At 61.3% G+C, this 18930-nt stretch carries 17 protein-coding genes; 8 read left to right on the top strand and 9 right to left on the bottom strand.

Features of this window, described 5'->3' with window-relative positions:
* Window positions 1–10 precede the first annotated feature (10 nt).
* The 5 genes from RJ40_RS01845 (at window position 11) to RJ40_RS01865 (ending at window position 5024) form a co-directional block, all read left to right on the top strand.
* Window positions 11–493 (top strand): hypothetical protein, encoded by a 483-nt coding sequence (locus RJ40_RS01845; protein ID WP_265581653.1) that lies wholly within the window; start codon window positions 11–13, stop codon window positions 491–493.
* Window positions 494–718: 225 nt separating this feature from the next.
* Window positions 719–1030, top strand: coding sequence for a heavy metal-binding domain-containing protein (locus tag RJ40_RS01850; RefSeq protein ID WP_265581654.1), 312 nt, complete (start codon window positions 719–721; stop codon window positions 1028–1030).
* A gap of 1445 nt (window positions 1031–2475) precedes the next feature.
* On the top strand, window positions 2476–2664 hold the full coding sequence (locus tag RJ40_RS01855) for a hypothetical protein (RefSeq protein WP_265581655.1): 189 nt from the start codon (window positions 2476–2478) through the stop codon (window positions 2662–2664).
* A gap of 59 nt (window positions 2665–2723) precedes the next feature.
* A complete protein-coding gene (locus tag RJ40_RS01860) occupies window positions 2724–3431 on the top strand; it encodes a CRISPR-associated endonuclease Cas6 (RefSeq protein WP_265581656.1) in 708 nt (235 codons plus the stop codon).
* A 201-nt stretch (window positions 3432–3632) separates the two neighbouring features.
* Window positions 3633–5024, top strand: a complete 1392-nt coding sequence (locus RJ40_RS01865; RefSeq protein ID WP_265581657.1) for an MBL fold metallo-hydrolase — start codon at window positions 3633–3635, stop codon at window positions 5022–5024.
* A gap of 79 nt (window positions 5025–5103) precedes the next feature.
* On the opposite strand, the gene RJ40_RS01870 is transcribed toward RJ40_RS01865, so the two are convergent.
* Together RJ40_RS01870 and RJ40_RS01875 are read right to left on the bottom strand one after the other, a co-directional pair.
* Window positions 5104–5859 (bottom strand): fasciclin domain-containing protein, encoded by a 756-nt coding sequence (locus tag RJ40_RS01870; protein ID WP_265581658.1) that lies wholly within the window; start codon window positions 5857–5859, stop codon window positions 5104–5106.
* Window positions 5860–5881: 22 nt separating this feature from the next.
* Entirely contained in the window at window positions 5882–8023 is a 2142-nt protein-coding gene (locus RJ40_RS01875) for a thioredoxin domain-containing protein (protein ID WP_265581659.1), read from the bottom strand.
* A 130-nt stretch (window positions 8024–8153) separates the two neighbouring features.
* On the opposite strand from RJ40_RS01875, the gene RJ40_RS01880 reads away from it, so the two are divergent.
* Window positions 8154–9467 carry an NCS2 family permease gene (locus RJ40_RS01880; RefSeq protein WP_265581660.1) on the top strand — a complete coding sequence of 438 codons (1314 nt, stop codon included), beginning with the start codon at window positions 8154–8156 and terminating at the stop codon, window positions 9465–9467.
* A 628-nt stretch (window positions 9468–10095) separates the two neighbouring features.
* Here the strand turns inward: RJ40_RS01880 and RJ40_RS01885 are convergent.
* From RJ40_RS01885 to RJ40_RS01900, 4 genes are all read right to left on the bottom strand, one after another.
* Window positions 10096–11262, bottom strand: coding sequence for a TIGR04083 family peptide-modifying radical SAM enzyme (locus RJ40_RS01885; protein ID WP_265581661.1), 1167 nt, complete (start codon window positions 11260–11262; stop codon window positions 10096–10098).
* A gap of 118 nt (window positions 11263–11380) precedes the next feature.
* A complete protein-coding gene (locus RJ40_RS01890; RefSeq protein WP_265581663.1) occupies window positions 11381–11710 on the bottom strand; it encodes a DUF5400 family protein in 330 nt (109 codons plus the stop codon).
* Between the two features lie 11 nt (window positions 11711–11721).
* Entirely contained in the window at window positions 11722–12558 is an 837-nt protein-coding gene (locus RJ40_RS01895; RefSeq protein WP_265581664.1) for a DsrE family protein, read from the bottom strand.
* 2 nt (window positions 12559–12560) lie between these two features.
* Window positions 12561–13238: a DUF169 domain-containing protein gene (locus tag RJ40_RS01900; RefSeq protein WP_265581665.1), complete on the bottom strand. Its 678-nt coding sequence runs from the start codon at window positions 13236–13238 to the stop codon at window positions 12561–12563.
* A gap of 122 nt (window positions 13239–13360) precedes the next feature.
* Between RJ40_RS01900 and RJ40_RS01905 the strand changes: the two genes are divergently transcribed.
* Window positions 13361–14950 (top strand): GAF domain-containing protein, encoded by a 1590-nt coding sequence (locus tag RJ40_RS01905; protein ID WP_265581666.1) that lies wholly within the window; start codon window positions 13361–13363, stop codon window positions 14948–14950.
* 148 nt (window positions 14951–15098) lie between these two features.
* Here RJ40_RS01905 and RJ40_RS01910 read toward each other — a convergent pair whose 3' ends face one another.
* Together RJ40_RS01910 and RJ40_RS01915 are read right to left on the bottom strand one after the other, a co-directional pair.
* Window positions 15099–15788: a queuosine precursor transporter gene (locus tag RJ40_RS01910; protein ID WP_265581667.1), complete on the bottom strand. Its 690-nt coding sequence runs from the start codon at window positions 15786–15788 to the stop codon at window positions 15099–15101.
* 367 nt (window positions 15789–16155) lie between these two features.
* Complete coding sequence (locus RJ40_RS01915; RefSeq protein ID WP_265581668.1) at window positions 16156–16638, bottom strand: YkgJ family cysteine cluster protein; 483 nt, start codon at window positions 16636–16638, stop codon at window positions 16156–16158.
* A gap of 14 nt (window positions 16639–16652) precedes the next feature.
* Between RJ40_RS01915 and RJ40_RS01920 the strand changes: the two genes are divergently transcribed.
* Complete coding sequence (locus tag RJ40_RS01920; RefSeq protein WP_265581669.1) at window positions 16653–18470, top strand: ABC-ATPase domain-containing protein; 1818 nt, start codon at window positions 16653–16655, stop codon at window positions 18468–18470.
* On the opposite strand, the gene RJ40_RS01925 is transcribed toward RJ40_RS01920, so the two are convergent.
* The gene (locus RJ40_RS01925) at window positions 18448–18819 is read right to left on the bottom strand and encodes a hypothetical protein (protein WP_265581670.1); all 372 of its coding nucleotides are present in this window, start codon (window positions 18817–18819) and stop codon (window positions 18448–18450) included. The two genes, RJ40_RS01920 and RJ40_RS01925, sit on opposite strands and share 23 nt — an antisense overlap.
* Window positions 18820–18930 lie beyond the last annotated feature (111 nt).

The raw sequence follows: 18930 nt of genomic DNA on the forward strand, positions 1-18930 counted from the left end.
AGGTGAAAAAATGGAGAAAAAAATTGGTTCTCACAGCAAGTGGATGCTCCTGCTTCTGATAATTGCAGTTGCAGTAACGATACAGCCCGTAAGCGCAACGACACATGTCGTTGAACTGGGGAATGCATGGATCTGGGACAGACCCAGTGTCACCAGCGGGGTTCTCAACCTCTGCCAACCTGAAGAGTATACGATCGAGATCAACTCAGGTGACATTGTGGAATACAGGATGGAGTATGCATTTACCGACGAGCGAACACATAGCGGAGACAACAGTGCGTCATTTATTTTGCGCTGTAATGGAGTCGATGCAGACAGGGATGAGATCATTGATAGAAGCAATATAGATGATGGAGAGCACAGGTATCTCTCATGGAGCCAGAGGTATTATAATAATAATCACCATATTCTCGTGGACCTGGTGGCCGCATATAACGGTGATCGATCGTGGTCGGATAATAAGCAGATGCTGGTGCACATCAATGTGGTATAGATCTCATCGAGAATTTCATCCTTTTTTTATGAAACCTGCTCTCCGGCCCCGATATCATGCGAGAGATGAGTAAAAATCATAGGGGTGACGAACAGTCGATATTGGGGGCCTCATACTCCTGAAGAGAAGCTTAGTTTCCCTCATCTCGGGCCTATATTTGGAGGAGCCGGCAGGATGATATATCCGCTTCGAAAAAAGATATACTCAGAGATCCGGAGAATATCAATGATCATCACAACCACCGACACCATCCCCGGCCGCGACTTCGAGACACTCGGCCTCGTCGTGGGCAACACCGTACAGGCAAAGAACATCGGACGCGACATCCTGAGCGGACTCAAAGGCGTGATCGGCGGGGAGATCACCGCCTACACCGAGATGCTCTCCGAGGCACGGGAGATCGCACTCGATCGGATGGAGAAAGAGGCCGAGAAACTCGGTGCCGACGCTGTCGTCGCGCTCAGGTTCTCTACCGCGGAGGCGATGCCCGGCGCCGCCGAACTGATGGCCTACGGGACCGCGGTCAGGTTCAGGTAAACGTGCGGGAGGGGGAATCCTCCGCCCGCACAACACATTTTCTGTCCGGCGCAGGCGGCGATGTCCGGCATCTGCCGCTCCGAATCGCGCCGATTTCCTGCATTTTTCCCGCCCTTATAATAGTCGATCGGAGAGAGGGAAAGGTCAAACCATATCTTCGGTTCATCTAGTCCGGCATAGGGGCAGGAGATAGCATGGATATCCGGGGATTTCGTGGATGAGGCTGATTATATCGATATCTGAAAATACAGTCGTTTTGAGCCTAGACCCGAGGTGACGATCCCTGAATGGAAGTAGATCTGGGTGTATCCGGGTGTACAGTAGTTTACTAAAAATTATGATCTGACCCAGATCCAATGGAACCACTCGTATGAAAAAGGGTTTTGTTGGGCTTTGTAAAATTCCTCTTCAGGAGCGATCATCGGGGGCTGACCACACCCTTACCCCCGCATGACGGATCGGTGGAGGACGGGATCACTCTCTGAACTATTCCCCCCCACCTTCCCGTCCCTATCGCAATACCGGGGGCCCGGGCGGCAAGCGCCCCCGTCGAGAGCGTGGGGGAAGGCATGTCGATCAGACGGGCCGCCCCACAGAAGAACAAGAAATTTTGGCCTGCTCTCGCACGCCAGGGGGAGACCCCCCGGACCCTCTCCACGGCGAAGATAGCCGGGGGGCGGCGAGGTGCTCGGTTCCTGTCATCCTCCCTGTCAGGAGGAGAGGAATCGAGGGAGTACCATGAAACGAGATGAAGCGTTGCCTCAGGCTGAACCAATGAAAACCAATAAATTGAATTCTATTTCTGATAGCAATGGGGTTTTCATGGAACAGAGTTTTTATGCGGCATGCCTGAGGCGTGCTCTCGGCTCATGCCTAATTCTACATAGCCGAAAAATTAGAGAAGTAATGGGGTAGGAAGGGAAGGGCTTCCCAGAGATCCAGAAAGGAGTGGCAACCCTCCACTATATTCATCACCCGCATTTAAACAGATCTCGGATCACACCCCCGCACAACTAACTGGTTCTGGCCATCCATGCAATCTCCTGCTCAAATCGACAAAATATTAATTTTTAAAATAATTGACAATTTTTATGTAGAAAAGTATAATAATTGAAAGTATCTATATTTTCAAGTTTAAATTGGATCCCCGTGCGATCGGAACAATACTAAAGGCAACCATGAAGGATCCATTTAGCCGGAAAATCCAGGGACAAACCACCAGATTTCATACCCCCAACCATCACGCACAGCCATCACAGGTTCCTCTTCCTCCTTCACTTGCAGCAGAAACCATACCCAGACTCATCACTGCAGATCTCAGGATCCGGAAAGAATCGCGACATGGCCATAAAAAATGAGACCAGTATGAAACCAGAACCCAGCGTTGACAAAATTGCTCCTGCAGTTTGCCTGCACGAAATCGACAGAAACAGTACCCACGCCAAGTGGAACGCGGACTCAGTCGGATCTTCAAGGACGAACTGGTCCCGGAAGACTTTGTCTCCCACCACTATTGTCTACCTTCTACCCCAAACCTCGCCATCCGCCCAGAGCAGGACCGGAACATCTTGCAGTTCTATAGACTCAACCCCCGCCTTGAATGCTTCTTCTTCGAAGATCTGGCACTTGCCTGATCGGCATGCTGATCAGTGTAATTCAGGAAAAAACCGGACAATTCGGTCATATCGATACAATGAAGTTGAAGACACTCTACCTGACACTCTATACTGATAAGCCTGTGAAGAAGGATGTAACGCACCTCCAGGGCTATATCGCCGGTCTGGATTCCAACCGGCCAATCCTCAACCCTCATGCCCAGGTCTTCCCGCAGAACTATCCGCGCCTGCAGTGCCGGGTCGTTGAGGGAATACCCACGATTCTCGGGATTGAAGAAGAAGTGGAGAGACTCCTCGAGATCATCGGGACGATCAAAGAACTCCATCTTGGCAATGTGACGTACCAGGTGACTCTTCGGAGTGCCTACGAGCAGGGGATTTATCTCCATTCAACTGAGAGTCTGCGGCACTATCAGTTTGTCACCCCCTGGCTGGCGCTCAATGAAGAGGACTGCGAGCATTACCAGAACCTGCAGAACTGGCAGAAAAAGAAGGATCTGATCAACCAGATTCTTGTCGACAATATCCTTTCCATGGCAAAGGGGCTGGGAATTGTCGTTGACCAGAGACTCAGGGCGGACACCTGTCTGGAGGAGGTACCGATCTCTTACAAGAGGATCGAGATGATTGGGTTCGTTGGAGATTTCAGGGTGAATTATTCTATTCCCGAGTATTTCGGCCTGGGTATGGGGATCTCTCGTGGATTTGGCGTGGTGAAATCGCTCTCGATACCGGGGACTTATTCGGTGGTGACCAAGGAATCGGCGAAGATACACTTCTCATAAGGAATGAGGGGGGTTGAGGTGCAACCCGATTCAAGGACGACACATCAAAAGAGGTCGATACTGGGCCTCCCCTGTGTGTAACCACAGATGAGAGAGTAACGGCGGTTGGGTGAGGAGGAGTGTGACAGGTTCCGGTCACCTCCCCTACGCGTGCCCAGACACCCTTATATACCGCAACCTCCCCCTCAGCGAGGGAGGGACATGATCTTCGAGCAGATCGAATCAGAAGGATTGGCCCACTATTCGTACTTCATCGGGGCCGGGCGGGCCGCGTTCGTCGTCGATCCCAGGCGGGACGTGGACGTCTACCTCGACCTCGCCGCAGCGCACGGGGTCGGAATCACCCACATCTTCGAGACCCACCGCAACGAAGACTACTGCACCGGATCGCTCGAACTCGCCGGAGCGACCGGAGCGGAGATCCTTCATGGGGCGGCCCTGGACTTCGCCTTCGGCCGCCCGGTAAAGGATGGGGACGTCGTCGGCGTAGGATCGCTGGAGGTGCGGGTGCTCGACACCCCCGGTCACACCGACGAGAGCATCTCTCTCGCGCTCGCCGAGGCCGGGCATGCCGACACACCCTTCATGGTCTTCACCGGCGACGCCCTCTTTGCCGGCGACGTGGGGAGGACCGACTTCTTCAAAGAGCGCCTGGAAGAGATGGCCGGCAGACTCTACGACTCGCTCCACGACACGATCCTCACCCTCGGCGACGGCGTCATCGTCTGCCCGGCCCACGGCGCCGGGTCGGTCTGCGGCGGCGCGATCAGCGCCCGCCCGCTCACCACCGTCGGCCACGAGAAGCGGACGAACCCCCTTCTCCAACTTGACAAACCTGAGTTCATCGCCCGCAAACGCGCCGAACACCACCCCATCCCCCCGTACTTCGCCACCATGGAGCGCTACAACCTCGCCGGCCCCCCGCCCCTCGGAGAGGCCCCGTCGATGCGGCCGATGACCGCCGGCGCCGTCGAGAACGCGGCCGGACGGGGCGCCGTCCTCGTCGACCTCAGGGGGCCTTCCGCCTTTGCCGGCGGCCACATCCCCGGAAGCCTGAACATCTGGGAGGCCGGGATCTCGGCATATCTCGGATATTATGCAGGATACGACCAGCCCATCATCTTCGTCGACGACGCAGCATCGGCCCCGCGCAACGCCGAGACCCAGGCCCGACGCCTCGGATTCGACACCATTGACGGCTACCTGGCCGGCGGGATGAGAGCATGGTACCGCAGCGGCCGCCCCATCGCCAGGTGCGGAACCTGCTCGGTCCGCGAGGTGGAGCCCGGTGCAAAGGATCAGTTCATCCTCGACGTCAGGGATGTCGCCACCCGCCTGGCGGTCGGGACGATACCCGGTTCCCACTCCATCCCGGTCGAGGAGATCGTCGGCAGGATCGACGAAGTGCCGGGATACAAAAAGATCCTGGTCTACTGCAACACAGGGTTCAAAGGAAGCCTTGCGGCCTCGGTCCTTCTCAAGAACGGCTGCCAGGACGTCACCAACATCCTGGGCGGGATGAGCGCCTGGATCGAAGCCGGGCGTGAAGTCAGAAAAGGCGCGGGCAGGGAGTGGCCGCCACTCCCGGCATGACGCGCCCGACAACAGTGCCAAAAGCACCGTTCAGATGAGGCGACACGCCGCGCCGTCAAGCATCGACCAGACAACCGGTTCAGATTTCAGTCGTCTCGGTCTCTGTTGTCTCAGTCTCGGTCGTCTCGGTCTCTATTGCCTCGCTCTCGGTTGTCTCGTTCTCGGCAACTTCCTCAACGGCCATCACCGTCGGCGGGAGGAGCACGGCATCGATCTCATGGATGATACCATTGCTTGCCTCGATATCAGCCGTGACCACCGTGGCACCTTCAACGGTCACGACACCGTCGGTGACCGAGACATTCAACATCTCGCCCTCAAGCGTTTCGAGCGTCTCGACATCTTCGAGAGATGTCGCATTGAACTCTCCGGGCACCACATGATACTGCAGCACGCTGGTGAGCTCTGTGGTGTTGGCCAGGAGGTCATCGAGGGTACCGGCGGGCAGCGCCTCGAAGGCCGCGTCGTTCGGTGCGAAGACGGTGTACGGCCCCTCCTCCTGGAGTGCGGCAGTCAGTTCGGCCGAATCGAGCGCCGTCAACAGGGTGGTGAAGGTTCCGGCATCGGTCGCAACCCCGACGATATCAGCGGTTGTCCCGGTCTCGTTTCCAGTCTCATTGCCCATTTCTGTCTCTGTCTCTGTCACTGTCACAGTTTCTGTTTCAGTCACGGTTTCCGTCTCGGTTACTGTCTCAGTCTCCCCGATGGGCACAGTCGTCGTAACCTCTGTCGGCGACGGCGTCTGGCCCTCCGGCGAGGTGCTCGTACACCCGCAGACCATCAGTGTGGCTACGAGTGCTGCAAGCACCAGGAGTGTCCATTTCCCACTCTTCATGGATGTGTCCCCCCCCACAGGGTTATCCTCTCTTCATAATTTGCTCCATATAGTCTTTCCCCCATGGGACCCGCTCACCTGCGATGACCTTCCTGAGCGTGGAGGTGTCGGTCACCGGTTGTTCGCATGCCGAACCCCTGCAGAGGTAGGTCACCGGCCTCCCTTCGTCGAGGTCCATCTCGCGGGTATAGGGTGCGACCGCATTGAGCACGCCCTCGTTCCTGCTGTCTCTCAGGATGAGCGAGGTATATGGGAGATAATATCCTTTCAGGACTTCCAGAAACTTTCTCGTCCTCATGTCGTCTCTCTCTCCCGCGACCACGACCTCATAGGAGTGGGAAAGGGCGGAGAGGAGGGCGTCCATATACCCGGCATAGGACGACGGCCGCTCGGAGGCCATCGTCGAGAATGCCCCGAGGCCCGAGGAGGCGGCCTGTGCATAGAGGGTGCTGCCGGTCAGGCGGGAGAGGGCGAGCAGCGCGGTGAGGGCAAGAGAGTTCCCTGACGGCACTGCTCCGTCATATGCCTCTTTTCTCCTGAGGATCAACTCTTCGCCGCCTCTCGGGGAGGTAAAGAACCCTCCTTCATCTTTGTCCCCGAAGAGGTCGATCATATGATCGGCAAGGAGACGGGCCTCCCGCAGGTACGTGCCCTCGAAGGTGGCGGGGTAGAGTTCGGTGAGCGCCCAGACCATGGCGGCATAGTCGTTGAGCATGCCGGGGACCGCCGTCTCGCCGTCCCGGTACCGGTGGAAGAGTCTTCCGTCCTTCCGCCGCATCCGGTCGAGGAGAAAAATGGTCGCACTCTCGGCCGCCGCGACGTAGCGCTCCTCGCCAAAGACCTGCCCGCCCCTGGCCAGCGCTGCGATCATGAAGGCGTTCCAGTCGAGAAGAACTTTGTCGTCGACAGACGGCCGCGGCCGCCTGGCACGGGCCGAGAGAAGGGTCTTCCTGGCACCCTCGAGTTTTGTCCTCACCTCGTCCTCTCGCATCGCGAACTCCTCGGCAAGATCGATCGCCGGCACCCGCTGATGCAGGATGTTCACGCCTGGCACCGGCCCCTTGCTCTTGAGGGCACGGCCGATGCCGTATGCCCTGACAAAGAGGTCGGCGTCGGCGGGGTCGAGGAGTTCTCCAACGTCCTCGGCGGTCCAGAGATAGAACTTCCCCTCGATCCCCTCGCTGTCCGCGTCTTCGGCGGTGTAAAACGCTCCGTCAGGCGACTGCAGATCCCGCAGCACATACTCGAAGACCTCGTCGGCGGTCTCACGGTAGAACGGTTCCCTGGTCGCCTCATATGCCTCGATGCAGGCGAGGGCGAGGAAGGCCTGGTCGTAGAGCATCTTCTCGAAATGGGGCACCACCCATTCGGCGTCGGTGGTGTAACGGTGGACCCCATAGCCGAGTTGGTCGAATATTCCGCCCCTTCGGATCGCTCGCAGGGTCTCTTCGGCCATGTCGAGCGCTTTTTCCTCGCCGGTCTCACTCCAGTAGCGTATGAGGAACTGGAGTGTGTGCGGTGCCGGGAACTTCGGGGCGTTGTCGAAGCCGGCGTTGTTCTGATCGTATCGTCGTATCAGTTCCCGGTAGGTCCGATGGATGAGATCGATCCCCGGTTCGGTGCCGGTCTTTCTGCCGGTCTGCGCACGGATCAGTCGTTCCCTGATCTCGTCGGCCGAGGCGACGACGTCTTTGCGCTGATCGGCCCAGAGTCTCTGTATCCGCGGGACCAGTTCGAAGAGACCGGTCATCCCGAAGCGCGACTCCCTGGGAATATAGGTGGCCGCATAGAACGGAAGTTTCTCAGACGTCAGGATGACGTTCAGAGGCCACCCCCCTGTCCCGGTGAGCGAGAGGCATGCCTCCATGTAGACGGCATCGATGTCAGGCCGCTCCTCCCGGTCGACTTTGATCGGGACAAAGGTCTCGTTGAGCAACTGCGCCACCGCGGGGTCTTCGAACGACTCCTCTGCCATTACATGACACCAGTGACAGGTCGAGTATCCGATCGAGAGAAAGATCGGTTTATTTTCACTCCGTGCACGTTCGAACGCCTCTTCCCCCCACGGATACCAGTCCACCGGGTTATAGGCGTGCTGCAACAGGTACGGACTCTTCTCTCCAATAAGATGATTCGGCTTCGGCCGGTTCTTCTCGCCTTCCATATGTGCCCCCCCTCACCTACCTCCTGCCACATCCTCTATATCAGTCTTTCCCGCGAGGCTCGACACCCTTAATCATCCTCTCATCGAAATGGTATGAAAAGAACTGAAAACCAGTATGGTGGTTACAAGAATGGGCGAAAACTTCTTAGAACGTCATTTCAGACTTAGCGAACATGGCACGTCGGTCAAAAAAGAGTTTGTCGGCGGCCTTGTCACATTCATGACGATGGCTTATATCATCGTCGTCAACCCGGCGATCCTTGAGGCGGCGGGTATGCCCTTCGGACCGGCGATGGTCGCGACAATTCTCTCGGCCATCTTCGGGACAGTGATCATGGGAATCTACGCCAACCGGCCTTTCGCGATCGCTCCCTATATGGGAGAGAACGCCTTCGTCGCATACACGGTCTGCGGCGTCCTCGGCTATTCGTGGCAGACGGCACTCGGTGCGGTCTTCATCTCGGGCGTGCTCCTGACGATCCTCACGCTCACGAAGTCCAGGAACCTCATGGTCGAGGCCGTGCCTCACAACCTCAAGGTCAGTTTTGCCGTGGGTATCGGGATGTTCATCACCTTCATCGGGCTGGTGAACTCGAAGATCGTCGTCCTCGGGGTTGAAGGGGCGCCGCTCCATATCGGACAGGTCACCTCGCCCGAGGTGCTGATCGCCGTCGTCGGGTTTTTGATCATGGCGGCTCTGATGATCCGCAAAGTGAAAGGTGCGGTCCTCATCGGGATCCTCTCCGCCGCCCTGCTCGCCTTCGCCGGCGGGGTCGCGAAGGCACCCGAGCAGATCGTCAGCATGCCCCCCGATGTCTCGGCGGTCTTCCTCCAGCTCGATGTGCTGGGTGCGCTCTCCTGGGGGTTCTTCGCGGTCATCCTGACGATGTTCACGATGGACTTCCTGGACACGATGGGGACGCTCGTCGGCGCCTCGGCCAAGGCCGGGTTCCTGGACGAGGACGGGAACCTGCCCGAGATCGAGAAGCCCTTCCTCGCCGACTCGCTCGCGACGGTCTTTGGCGCCGTCGCCGGGACGACGACGACCGGCACCTTCGTCGAGTCGGCGGCCGGGATCGAGGAGGGAGGACGGACCGGGCTCTGCGCCCTGGTCGTCGCCGCCTTCTTCGCGCTCGGTCTCTTCTTCTCGCCGCTCTTCGCGGCCATCCCTGCGGCGGCCACCGGGCCGGCACTGATCATCGTCGGGATCCTGATGATGTCGGCAGTGAAGGACCTGGAGTTCGAGGACTATGCCGAGGCGATCCCGGCATTTGCGGTCATCGTGCTGATGAGCTTCACCTACAACATGGGTGTCGGGCTCTGCGCGGGTTTCGTTCTCTTCCCGCTCCTCAAGGTCGTGCAGGGGAAGGTGCGTGACGTCAAGCCGGCGGCATGGGTGCTCTTCCTGCTCTGTCTGGCCTTCTTCATCTTCTATCCTTACTAACTCTTTTTTTCGAGGCCGCGGATTTGAGGGACGCGTATCGCAAAACCCTCTATCAGGGTCTGTAATTGGAAGACGTTTTCGAAACACGGCGTAGTTCAAGAGATTGTTGCCGCCCCACCCCTATCTTCGTCGTGGGGGGGTCCGGGGAGGGTCTCCCCCCGGCGGGAGAGAGCAAGAGAACATTCTTTATTCTCTCTGTGGGCAGCACGTCTGATCGGTCTGCCTTCCTCCGTCACTCGCAACGAGGCCGCCGCCCCCGGACTCCTGTAATGGCGATTGAAGTGGGGGAGGCAGAGGAATGGCCGGGAAGTGTCTCGATCCTGATGATTGATGGAGCCAAGGATAGTTTTGGGATATGCTCCATATGAAACAGAAGATTGAGATGAAGGGGATCTTTTGAGACGGGTCCGTCATCTTCTTCCATTCCCGCGTCGAACCGATCGTCCTCTCCTCATCCTCTCATCTCTCCCCGATCGTGCATCTCCAGTTACATGACAGTTACATATCAAAAAATAGAGAGATGCCCGTTTCATCGGAAAATCCGCCAGGCCCTGAAGACGCTGAACCCCGGCGACCGGGGCCTCACCAGCAGGAGTTACATATTCATCAGACGTGCACGTGTCGCTCTTCACCGCATCGCAATCTGCCTGATCAGCGCCATCACGCCCGGCTTCGTCTCCCTCGCCCGCCGCGACCGCGACCGCGATCCCCCCATCTCCAGGAACGGCGAGGACTCGAACATCTCCTTGTTGATCCTGCCGCCGATCTCCTCGAAGATCCTGGCATAGGCCGGGCAGTGCGGGTCGACGCCCATGACCTCGCCGCCGGTCGGTGCGATGGCGTTGTACGGACACCCGCCCCGGCAATATTTGATGTGGGCGCAGTCCTTGCAGTGCTCGTCCACGTACGCCCTGAACGCCTCCATCTGCTTCCAGACCGCCGACTGCTCAAGGTCTTCCCTGCTCGGGTGGGTGGCGACATTGCCCATCACGAACTCCGGCATGCCCACGAAGCGGTAACACGGGTAGATGCTCCCGTCCGGGCCGATTGCGAAGGTGTTGCCCATGCAGTCGGCGTAGGTGCAGACCGTGCCGTGGCGGGTGAAGACGCCGCGGCAGAGATCGTTGATGTTCATCACCTCGATCTCGCCCAGGTGCTCCAGGGACTGGTCGAGGAGATAGACGAGGAGTTCGCCGTACTTCTCCGGGGTGAGCGTCCACCGGTCCGGGTTGGAGTCGCGCAGCGACGGGAGGGCCGGGTGGAGTTTGAGGGTGAGGTTGTTTTCGAGGAAGAAGTCGAAGATCTCCTCTTTGCGCTCCACCGAGTCGGAGGTGAAGGTGCAGATGAACCTGACGTCGAGGCCGTGCTCGCGGGCGATCTCGTAGCCCCGCATCGTCCGCTCATAGTAGCCCTCGCCCCGCTGCACGTCGCAGATCTCTTTGGGGCCGTCGATGCTGGAGCCGACCGGGATGTTATACTTCGCGAAGAGGTCGGCGATGCCGGGCGTGAGGAGCCAGAGGTTGGTCTGGATGGCGAAGGTGGGGTTGAGGTGACCGAGCCCTTCGGCGAGGAGGGGGAGGGCCTCGCGGTAAAATGCCTCGCCGGCAAGGAGGGGCTCGCCGCCATGGAAGGTGACGGTGACCTGGTCGTCCCTGAAGTCCTTGAGCCATTCGACCACATCCTCGATCGTCTCGATGCTCATCCGGGGAGAGTGCTCATCCGAACTCCAGCAATATTTGCAGTGGGCCGGGCAGCCCAGGGTGGGGATGAGCATGATGTGGAAGGTGCTTTTCATACGTGGAGGTCATCATGCAGAGAGGTATAGTTTTCCAAATCCACCGCGGCCGCCGGGCCGCGGGCAAAAAAGAAGTATTGGGGGATGAACGAGGTCGGACGTTTGGGGGGTTTGCAGTTCAGAGCAGCACCGAGGCCGCCGCGAGCACCGGGAGCATCGTCACCATGGCGAGGTGCGGCGCGAAACCCGGCGAGGTCTGGAAGGAGTACCTGAAGGGGGTCCAGACCTGGGTGAAGGCCGTGACCGTCGCCAGCACCTGGAGGGCGGCGGCTGCCATGGCAAGCGCCGGGATGCCGGTCGCGAGGGCGGCGAGGGTGGCGACGAGGGCGAGCATCAGCGCCCCGAAGTGGAGGGCGAGTTTCATCCCGAGCATCCTGAAGATAATGAAGCCGGTCACCATGCTGCTTGCGAGGACTGCAAGGGCGAGCACCTGATAGATCGTTTCCATTCTGTTTCACCTCAGAAGTTGACGACGGCGTTCGCAGGGTCGCTGAGGAGCTGGATGTAGGTCGCGGCCCCGGCCAGTCTGACCCCGTCCACGAGGTCGGCCTGGCCGATCCCCCTGAACTTCGCGCTCATCTCGCAGGCGTAGACCGTGGCCCCGCCCCGGATCACCTCGTCCATGAGGTGGTCGAGACGGTCGAAGGCCGGGTGTTTGACGACTGCGGCGTTCCCCTGCCGCGCCATGCTTACGCCGTCCATGAGCAGGAAGACCGTCACCTCTTTGCCCATGCTCTGCGCCGCCTTCGCAAAGAGGAAGGTTGCGTAGGCCCGCTCGGCGTTGCCGATCCCGTTGCTCTGGGCGATGAGGACGCGGTCGCGGGCCACGACGGCCTGGGAACTTTCCTGCTTCTCGGCCTTCTCGGCGATGAGGTAGTGCTTCTCGCCGTCGGCGCCCTGCTTCACGACCTTCGAGCCCGACGACTCGACGGCCGCGGCGATGTCGGCGATCGAGTCGGCGCTCGTGCTCGTGACCTTCAGCCTCTCCCCGACCGGAAGGGTGGCGAGGATGGTGCCGACCGTGATCACCGGGCCGGGACAGAAGTCCCCGCTGACGTCGATCTCTTCCATGGTGCTGCCGGTGGGTGTCATGCGTGCCTCCGTGTGGTTCTCTGCTGATGTGATCTCCAGGGTGTAGCCGTGCTTCCCGGCCACGGCCTCCATCCCCTCCTCGGCGCCCGGGCTGAGGAGGAAGACGACGGTCTCCGCCGGGTCGTCCAGATGTTTGACGACGTTGTCGGCGAGGATGGAGGCGTTCGGGGCCTTGATCCCGAGGGCGCTGACGGTCTTTGCCATCTTCAGCCCCACTTCTCCTTGAAGATCTTCAGGGCCTCGACGATCCCGTCAAGGTGTGCGGGCGGGATGCCGAGGATCACTTCGTCTTCGGCGATCCCGGAGTTCTTCCTTGAGCCATTGCAGCCCAGGGTCATGTTCGGGACGCCGCGCTGGATGACGGCGACGACGGCGTCGGCACAGATGGACTGGATACCGGAGTAGTCGCTGGAGACCCGGCCGCCGTGGGCGTGGAGGGAGGCCTGGGTGAGCCGGAGGGCCTGCCTGGGCGTGGCGACGATGACGACCACGTCGGGCTCGAAGGCGGCCGTCTCCAGGGGGGCGTAGACCGAGGCGTAGAACTTTTCGGTGCTCTTCGGCATCGCGGCGACGGTCTCGAGCGCCCCTTCGGCGGTCTTGAAGTTGCCGAGTTTGTGGTAGGTGCTCCCATTGGCCAGGTGCTCGGGGAGGGGGCCGATGCCCATGACGCCGGCGCCGCCCTTGCACTGGTGCTCGTCGGCGGTGGCATACCCGGCGGCCCCTTTGAGTCTGGCGTCCTGGACAAACTGGCAGTGCCTGCTCTTCTCGACCTTTGCATAGCCTGCCGGGACGTCGTCGGCGGTCTTCGCAAGTTTCACGGCGACGGGGCTGCCTTTCAGCCCCAGCAGTTCGATGAGTTCGGTTGCGGTCGTCTCGTAGGACATGGTCGTTTCACCTTAGGGTTTTAGACTGTGTGGTCTAACTATACGGTATAGTATAGTTTTGATATATACTTTTCCCTGTGGCGAAAGATATTAGACGATATAGTATAGACTCAGAGAGGATCATGGAGACGTACTCAGATACCGAGCAGGTGATCCTCTCCTACCTCAGGTCGCACCGGCCTGAGGAGTGCATGCTCGACAAGATCTCCAGGGGGACCGGGAAGAGCAGGGCCACGGTCCTGAAATATCTCGGCATCCTCCATGCGAGGGGGCTCCTGGAGTACACCTTTGTCGGCCGCAGCAAACTCTGGATGGTGAAGGAAGAGGCGGGCGTCGGGGAGCAGGCGGCACCCGCGGCGGCGCCTGCCGAGGAGGAGCAGGATCTCGCGGCCCTGGCCTTCGCCCTCTACGAGGCCAGGCGGCGGGAGGCCGACCTCGCCGACCGGCTCGCCCTCCCGGAGACGATCGTCCTGACCGTCACCGACGATCTCAGGGTGCTCGCCGCAAACCGTCTCTTCGCCTCCCTCTTCCCCGACACCGGGAGCCTGCGCGACCTCCTCCGCCCGGCCGACGAGCCGAGAGTGGACGGGGCGCTCCGGACGGTGAGAGCGGGCCGGGCTGCCACCGTCGAACTTGATCTCAGGGAGAAGGCCGGGGTCTACCGCCCCTATGCCGTCACCCTCGTCCCCGCGCCGGCCAGCGGCCCGGCCGGGTGCGTGGCCGTCATCGGGGAAGATCTTTCGAGTCGCCGGCGGACGAAACGGGACCTGGAGGCACTGCTGTATATCATCAGGAGTGTGGGGACCGCACCGGACGAGGAGCACCTCCTGGAGGGGACGATGACGGGCATCAGGGAGAAACTGGTCCCGTACCTCCATGCGGCGGTCTTCACGCCCGGCGGGCGTCCGGCCTACGCCACCTTCGAGCCTTCCGCCGACCGTCTGGCCGCCGTCACTCCGCTGGTGAGGGAGAGCATGGAAAATCTCGAGACCGCGACCGCCGGGCCGCTCGCCCTCCCCGGCATCGAGGGCGAGGTAAAATCCGCCCTTGCCGTCCCGATCATCGAGGAGGAGGAGGCGACCGGCACCGTGCTCCTGCTCCTCGGCTCAGCGGCGAGCGCGACGCTGGTCGAGAGCCTGGAGATCGTCGCCGACGAACTGGCGAGCGCCCTGAAGATGCAGCGCCTCGACCGGGAGCGGAGCGAGTACGTCAACACGCTCCTAGCCCTCAACCGCCTCTCCGGGATCCTCAACGACGCACGAGACGAGGCGTCGATGCTGGAGCGTTCCATCGAGGCGGTGATGGGGGCGCTCGGCTTCGAGATGGGCTGCGTCTACCTCCTCGACGAGGCCGACGAGATGGTCCCGCGGGTGCAGCGCAACATGCCCGAGAGCCTGCGGCAGATGTGCCTCTCCGGCGTCTTCGACGCCCTCTTCGAGCGGGCGTTTGCCGAGCAGAAGGTCGTGTACATCACCCCCGAGACTCCGGCCTATGCCGCGCTCGACGAGGCCGTCAGGGCGCAGGGGGTGAGGACCGTCCTCATCATGCCGATCAAGATCGGCGGCGAGGTGGTGGGGCTGCTGAATATGGGGAGCGGCAGAGAGAAGCGGTATATGCGCACCAGCCTGGAGAACCTCTCCTCCATCGGGCTCCAGCTGGGGCTGGCCCTGGAACGTTCGAGGCTGGCTCGGGAACTTGAGGCGCGGGGGTGAGGAACTCTTTTGAGATCCTGATTCTTTTTTTGTAATTCTCTGGAAACTCATGCCTTCCTTCGCACTCGCGCCGAGGGGTGCTACCCCCCCCAGAGATAGCCGTCCCGAGGGCATCTGCACAGCCGAAAAAAGGGTAGATGCCAAGCACCTATTTTTCCAGATACCTCTTATACCACCAGAACCACGGCGTATCCAGGAACCCGACGACGTTCTTCGCCACGATCTGGCCGATGATGAGCGGGACGAGCGGGGCGACGCCGCCGAAGGCGATGACGACGAAGATGACGCTGTCCACCGTGAGGCTGAAGAGGTCGCTGGAGGCGCTCCGGAGGATGACGCGATTCGGATAGCGTTCCTTGAGCCTCGCAAAGATCCAGGCGTCGATGTTCTGGGCGACCAGGAAGGTGACCCAGGAGGCGAGGATGATCCTGAGGCTCTGGGCGAAGACGTCCTGCCACATCGATTCATAGGCGAAGAAGGGCGCCGGCGTGAGGGTGTTGGTCATCACGATGAAGGCGACGAGGAGCACCTGGGTGAGGAAGGCGATCCCGATGGCGATATGAGTCTTGTGCTCGCCGTAGACCTCGTTGATCATATCGATGGCCTGCGAGAGGAAGGGATAGATGAAGACCCCGGCCGGCGCGAAGAAGACGGCGATGCCCAGGTCGAACTCGACGAACCGTGCGGCAAGCACCTGGGAAGCGGCGAGGTAGACGACATAGAACCCGACCAGGGCGGGGTAGCCGTACTCACGGTGGTGCCTGATGATGTACGCCGAGGCGTAGGTGACGATGGTGAGGCTGAGCGCCCAGTAGATCCAGACGACGGGGAAGTCCATGATGTCTTCAGGAGTTGGGCGGGAGAGGACTTAGATGCTGGCACCGCGAGGGGAGGCCCCGAATTTTTCTTCGCCTGTGGAGGACCAGGCATCCCGCAAGAAAATCGTACAGCAGGTCTTCGGGTTTGTCGTCACCGCCCATCTTCGCGCGGGGGTTCTGGAGCAGAGAACATGAACGCGAAGACAAAAAAATCCTGAAGAGCGTTGATGCCGCCCCTGGCTATCTTCGTCGTGGGGGTCCGGAGGCAGAGCCCCCGGCGCGAGACGGCGGGAAAAAATCTGCGATGAGGGCGGCACATCCGATCGATCACCATCCTGATCTCTCGCGCTGATCGATGTGCCTTCCTCAATGTTCGCGCTGGGGGTTTTACCGCCTGACCCGATACCCCGCCCGCGTCAGCGTCTCGATCACCCGCTCGTCCCACCCGGCATCGTCGTCCTCTCGGATCGTCCTGATCGATCTCTCCCAGAACGCTGCGAGGCCGGGGTCGTCGGTCGCGAGGTGCCGGCGCTCCATCACCCGCCCCACCCGCCGTCCCCGTGCGTTCAGGATGAGCAGGCGCCAGCATGAATACTCCCGGCAGATCTCGGGCCTGGTGAGGTGGATGATGCAGCAGATCCGGTTCTGCGCGGGGTCGTCGCGGAGGAAGGGGCAGGCCCGCGGCCACCGCTCGAAGATGCTCGGGTCGGGGAAGAGATGGAGTTTGTCGGGATCGATCCTGACGGCGTGCTCCTCCCCGGTGTAGCGGTTGAGCATCACAAAACTTCCGTCGCCGCACGCCTCAGTCACGACATGGACGTCGCCCAGGTGGCTGCAGCACTCCCCGCACTGGATGCACGTGAACGGCATGGGGTCTCTCCTCGATGAGGAGAACGTTTGGCCGCCCCATAAAAGTGCTCCTCCCCCACGGACACAAAAACCCTATCACCCCCCTCCCCCATATCTTCCCAACCATGGCCCGCGAGACGATACAACCGGCCGGCCGGCTCAGGGACATCCTGAGACGGATCGACGGCCGCGGATACAAGGCATACAAAGACTGCGAGGGGGCCTACGCCTTCGACGACTTCACCCTCATCATCGACCACGCCCAGGGCGACCCCTTCGCCGCCCCGAGCCGCGTGCGGGTGCGGGTGGCGGCAAACGTCGCAGGCTTCCCGGCCGGGTGCTTCACGACCAGGACCCGCGAGGTGGCGTTTCGGGACTTCCTGGCCAGGGGCTTTGCCGCGGCCATCGACGCCGCGGGCCAGAACCGCCGGGGGAGCGGGAAGAGCGGGCAGATCGCCGTCGCCCGCCCCGGCCAGGAGGTGCTGGAGCGCTCATCCGTCGTCGTCACCGCCGAGCACGCCGTCGAAGTGCGGTTCACCGTCGGCCTCCCGGCACGCGGCCGGAGCGTGCTCGGGCGGCAGGCGGAGGCGATCTTTTTTGAGGACGTCCCGGCCCTGGTGCGGGCCTCACTCCTGTACGCCGCCGTCGACGCCGCCGCCCTCGACCGCCACCTCGAGGTGAGCGAGGACGCCGATCATCTCAGGGCCGCGCTGCATGACCGCGGCCTCGTCGCCTTCGTCGCCGACGGCGCCGTCCTCCCGCGGGCGAGCGGGGTGGACGACCGCCCCCTCAAAGGCGGCGTTCCCTTCGCCTCGCCGCCCTCCCTCAGGGTCGAGATCGACCTCCCCAACTGCGGCACCGTCACCGGCATGGGCGTGCCGGCCGGCATCACCCTCATCGTCGGCGGCGGCTTTCACGGCAAGTCCACCCTGCTCCGGGCGATCGAGCGCGGCGTCTACACCCACATCCCGGGCGACGGCCGGGAGTACGTCGTCGCCGACCCCACCGCGGTGAAGATCCGCGCCGAAGACGGCCGCCGGGTGGAGCAGGTCGACATCTCACCCTTCATCGCCGGCCTCCCCGACGGCCGGGACACCCGCGCCTTCTCCACCGAGAACGCGAGCGGGAGCACCTCGCAGGCTGCCAATATCATGGAAGCCCTGGAGAGCGGCACCCGCCTCCTCCTCATCGACGAGGACACCGCCGCGACGAACATGATGATCCGCGACCGACGGATGCAGGAACTCGTCGCCGACGACCAGGAACCGATCACGCCCTTCATCGACCGGGCGCGGGCGCTGTACCGCGACCTCGGCGTCTCGACCGTGCTCGTCATCGGCGGGTCGGGCGACTACTTCGACATCGCCGACACCGTCGTCTGCATGCAGGCCTACCGCCCCGAGGACGCCACCGCACGGGCGCAGGCGATCGCCGCACGCTACGCCTCTGAACGCTTCACCTCGCAGAAAGACGGGTTTGGCACCTTCATGCGGCGGGTGCCCGAGGCGCGGAGCATCGACGCGAGCAAAGGCAGACGGGAGGCAAAAGTGGCGGCCGACGGTGTTCGCGGGATCAGGTTCGGCGTCCACGAGGTCGACCTCTCGGCCGTGGCGCAGGTCGTGGACCCGGCCCAGACCGCGGCCATCGCCCATGGCATGCTCAGGGCAAAACGCCTGATGAACGGGCGCTCGACCCTCGACGAGGTGGTGCGAGCCGTCGCCGCCGAAGTCGAGAGAGAAGGCCTCGACGCCCTCACCTCCCACCCGGTCGGCGGACTTGCGACTTTCCGGCCCTTCGAACTCGCCGCGGCGCTCAACCGGCTCAGAACCTTCAGAGCCGGGCAGACCCGGTAGGTGGGTCGGGTTCCTCCCGGCCCCCGCCTCGTTGCACCTCCCGTACGACCGCGATATCGGGGATCTCCATGCCGCCGAGCAGCGCGACGATCGCCTGCACGTACGGCTCCTGCCGCGTCATACTCGGAGACGCACGCGGATCATCGCGCCCTCCTTTTCGCCCCATCTTCGCATGTCCGGTGGCGATATAATACAGAAAATCTTCTTTTGGGAGACCCCACCGGCAGTTCACCTGGAGCCGGACAAAATTTGGGTTCTTCGGATTGGGGGAGAGCAGTGCACGGGTGCCGGGAAGAGGAACCGGCTTCCCGTTCTTCGAGTTGGCAAGTGCGATCACCTGCCGCCACAAAGGATCGCAGGCACCCGCAGCATCAGGGCATGACCTTGCAGTATCGATTCGACGGCGGCGTGCCGTCGCCGACATAGTGCCGGCAGAAGTTTCCATCCATAGACGGTTCTT

The sequence above is a fragment of the Methanofollis aquaemaris genome, from assembly GCF_017357525.1.
GTDB classification, from domain to species: domain Archaea; phylum Halobacteriota; class Methanomicrobia; order Methanomicrobiales; family Methanofollaceae; genus Methanofollis; species Methanofollis aquaemaris.

Bases quoted from the DNA above. Each gene is read 5' to 3' on its own strand.
- RJ40_RS01885 (WP_265581661.1), bottom strand. From the start codon at position 11,262: ATGAAAAGCACCTTCCACATCATGCTCATCCCCACCCTGGGCTGCCCG.
- RJ40_RS01870 (WP_265581658.1), bottom strand. From the start codon at position 5,859: ATGAAGAGTGGGAAATGGACACTCCTGGTGCTTGCAGCACTCGTAGCC.
- RJ40_RS01915 (WP_265581668.1), bottom strand. From the start codon at position 16,638: ATGCCGTTCACGTGCATCCAGTGCGGGGAGTGCTGCAGCCACCTGGGC.
- RJ40_RS01875 (WP_265581659.1), bottom strand. From the start codon at position 8,023: ATGGAAGGCGAGAAGAACCGGCCGAAGCCGAATCATCTTATTGGAGAG.
- RJ40_RS01890 (WP_265581663.1), bottom strand. From the start codon at position 11,710: ATGGAAACGATCTATCAGGTGCTCGCCCTTGCAGTCCTCGCAAGCAGC.
- RJ40_RS01880 (WP_265581660.1), top strand. From the start codon at position 8,154: ATGGGCGAAAACTTCTTAGAACGTCATTTCAGACTTAGCGAACATGGC.
- RJ40_RS01905 (WP_265581666.1), top strand. From the start codon at position 13,361: ATGGAGACGTACTCAGATACCGAGCAGGTGATCCTCTCCTACCTCAGG.
- RJ40_RS01910 (WP_265581667.1), bottom strand. From the start codon at position 15,788: ATGGACTTCCCCGTCGTCTGGATCTACTGGGCGCTCAGCCTCACCATC.
- RJ40_RS01900 (WP_265581665.1), bottom strand. From the start codon at position 13,238: ATGTCCTACGAGACGACCGCAACCGAACTCATCGAACTGCTGGGGCTG.
- RJ40_RS01920 (WP_265581669.1), top strand. From the start codon at position 16,653: ATGAGGAGAACGTTTGGCCGCCCCATAAAAGTGCTCCTCCCCCACGGA.
- RJ40_RS01860 (WP_265581656.1), top strand. From the start codon at position 2,724: ATGAAGTTGAAGACACTCTACCTGACACTCTATACTGATAAGCCTGTG.
- RJ40_RS01865 (WP_265581657.1), top strand. From the start codon at position 3,633: ATGATCTTCGAGCAGATCGAATCAGAAGGATTGGCCCACTATTCGTAC.
- RJ40_RS01845 (WP_265581653.1), top strand. From the start codon at position 11: ATGGAGAAAAAAATTGGTTCTCACAGCAAGTGGATGCTCCTGCTTCTG.
- RJ40_RS01850 (WP_265581654.1), top strand. From the start codon at position 719: ATGATCATCACAACCACCGACACCATCCCCGGCCGCGACTTCGAGACA.
- RJ40_RS01895 (WP_265581664.1), bottom strand. From the start codon at position 12,558: ATGGCAAAGACCGTCAGCGCCCTCGGGATCAAGGCCCCGAACGCCTCC.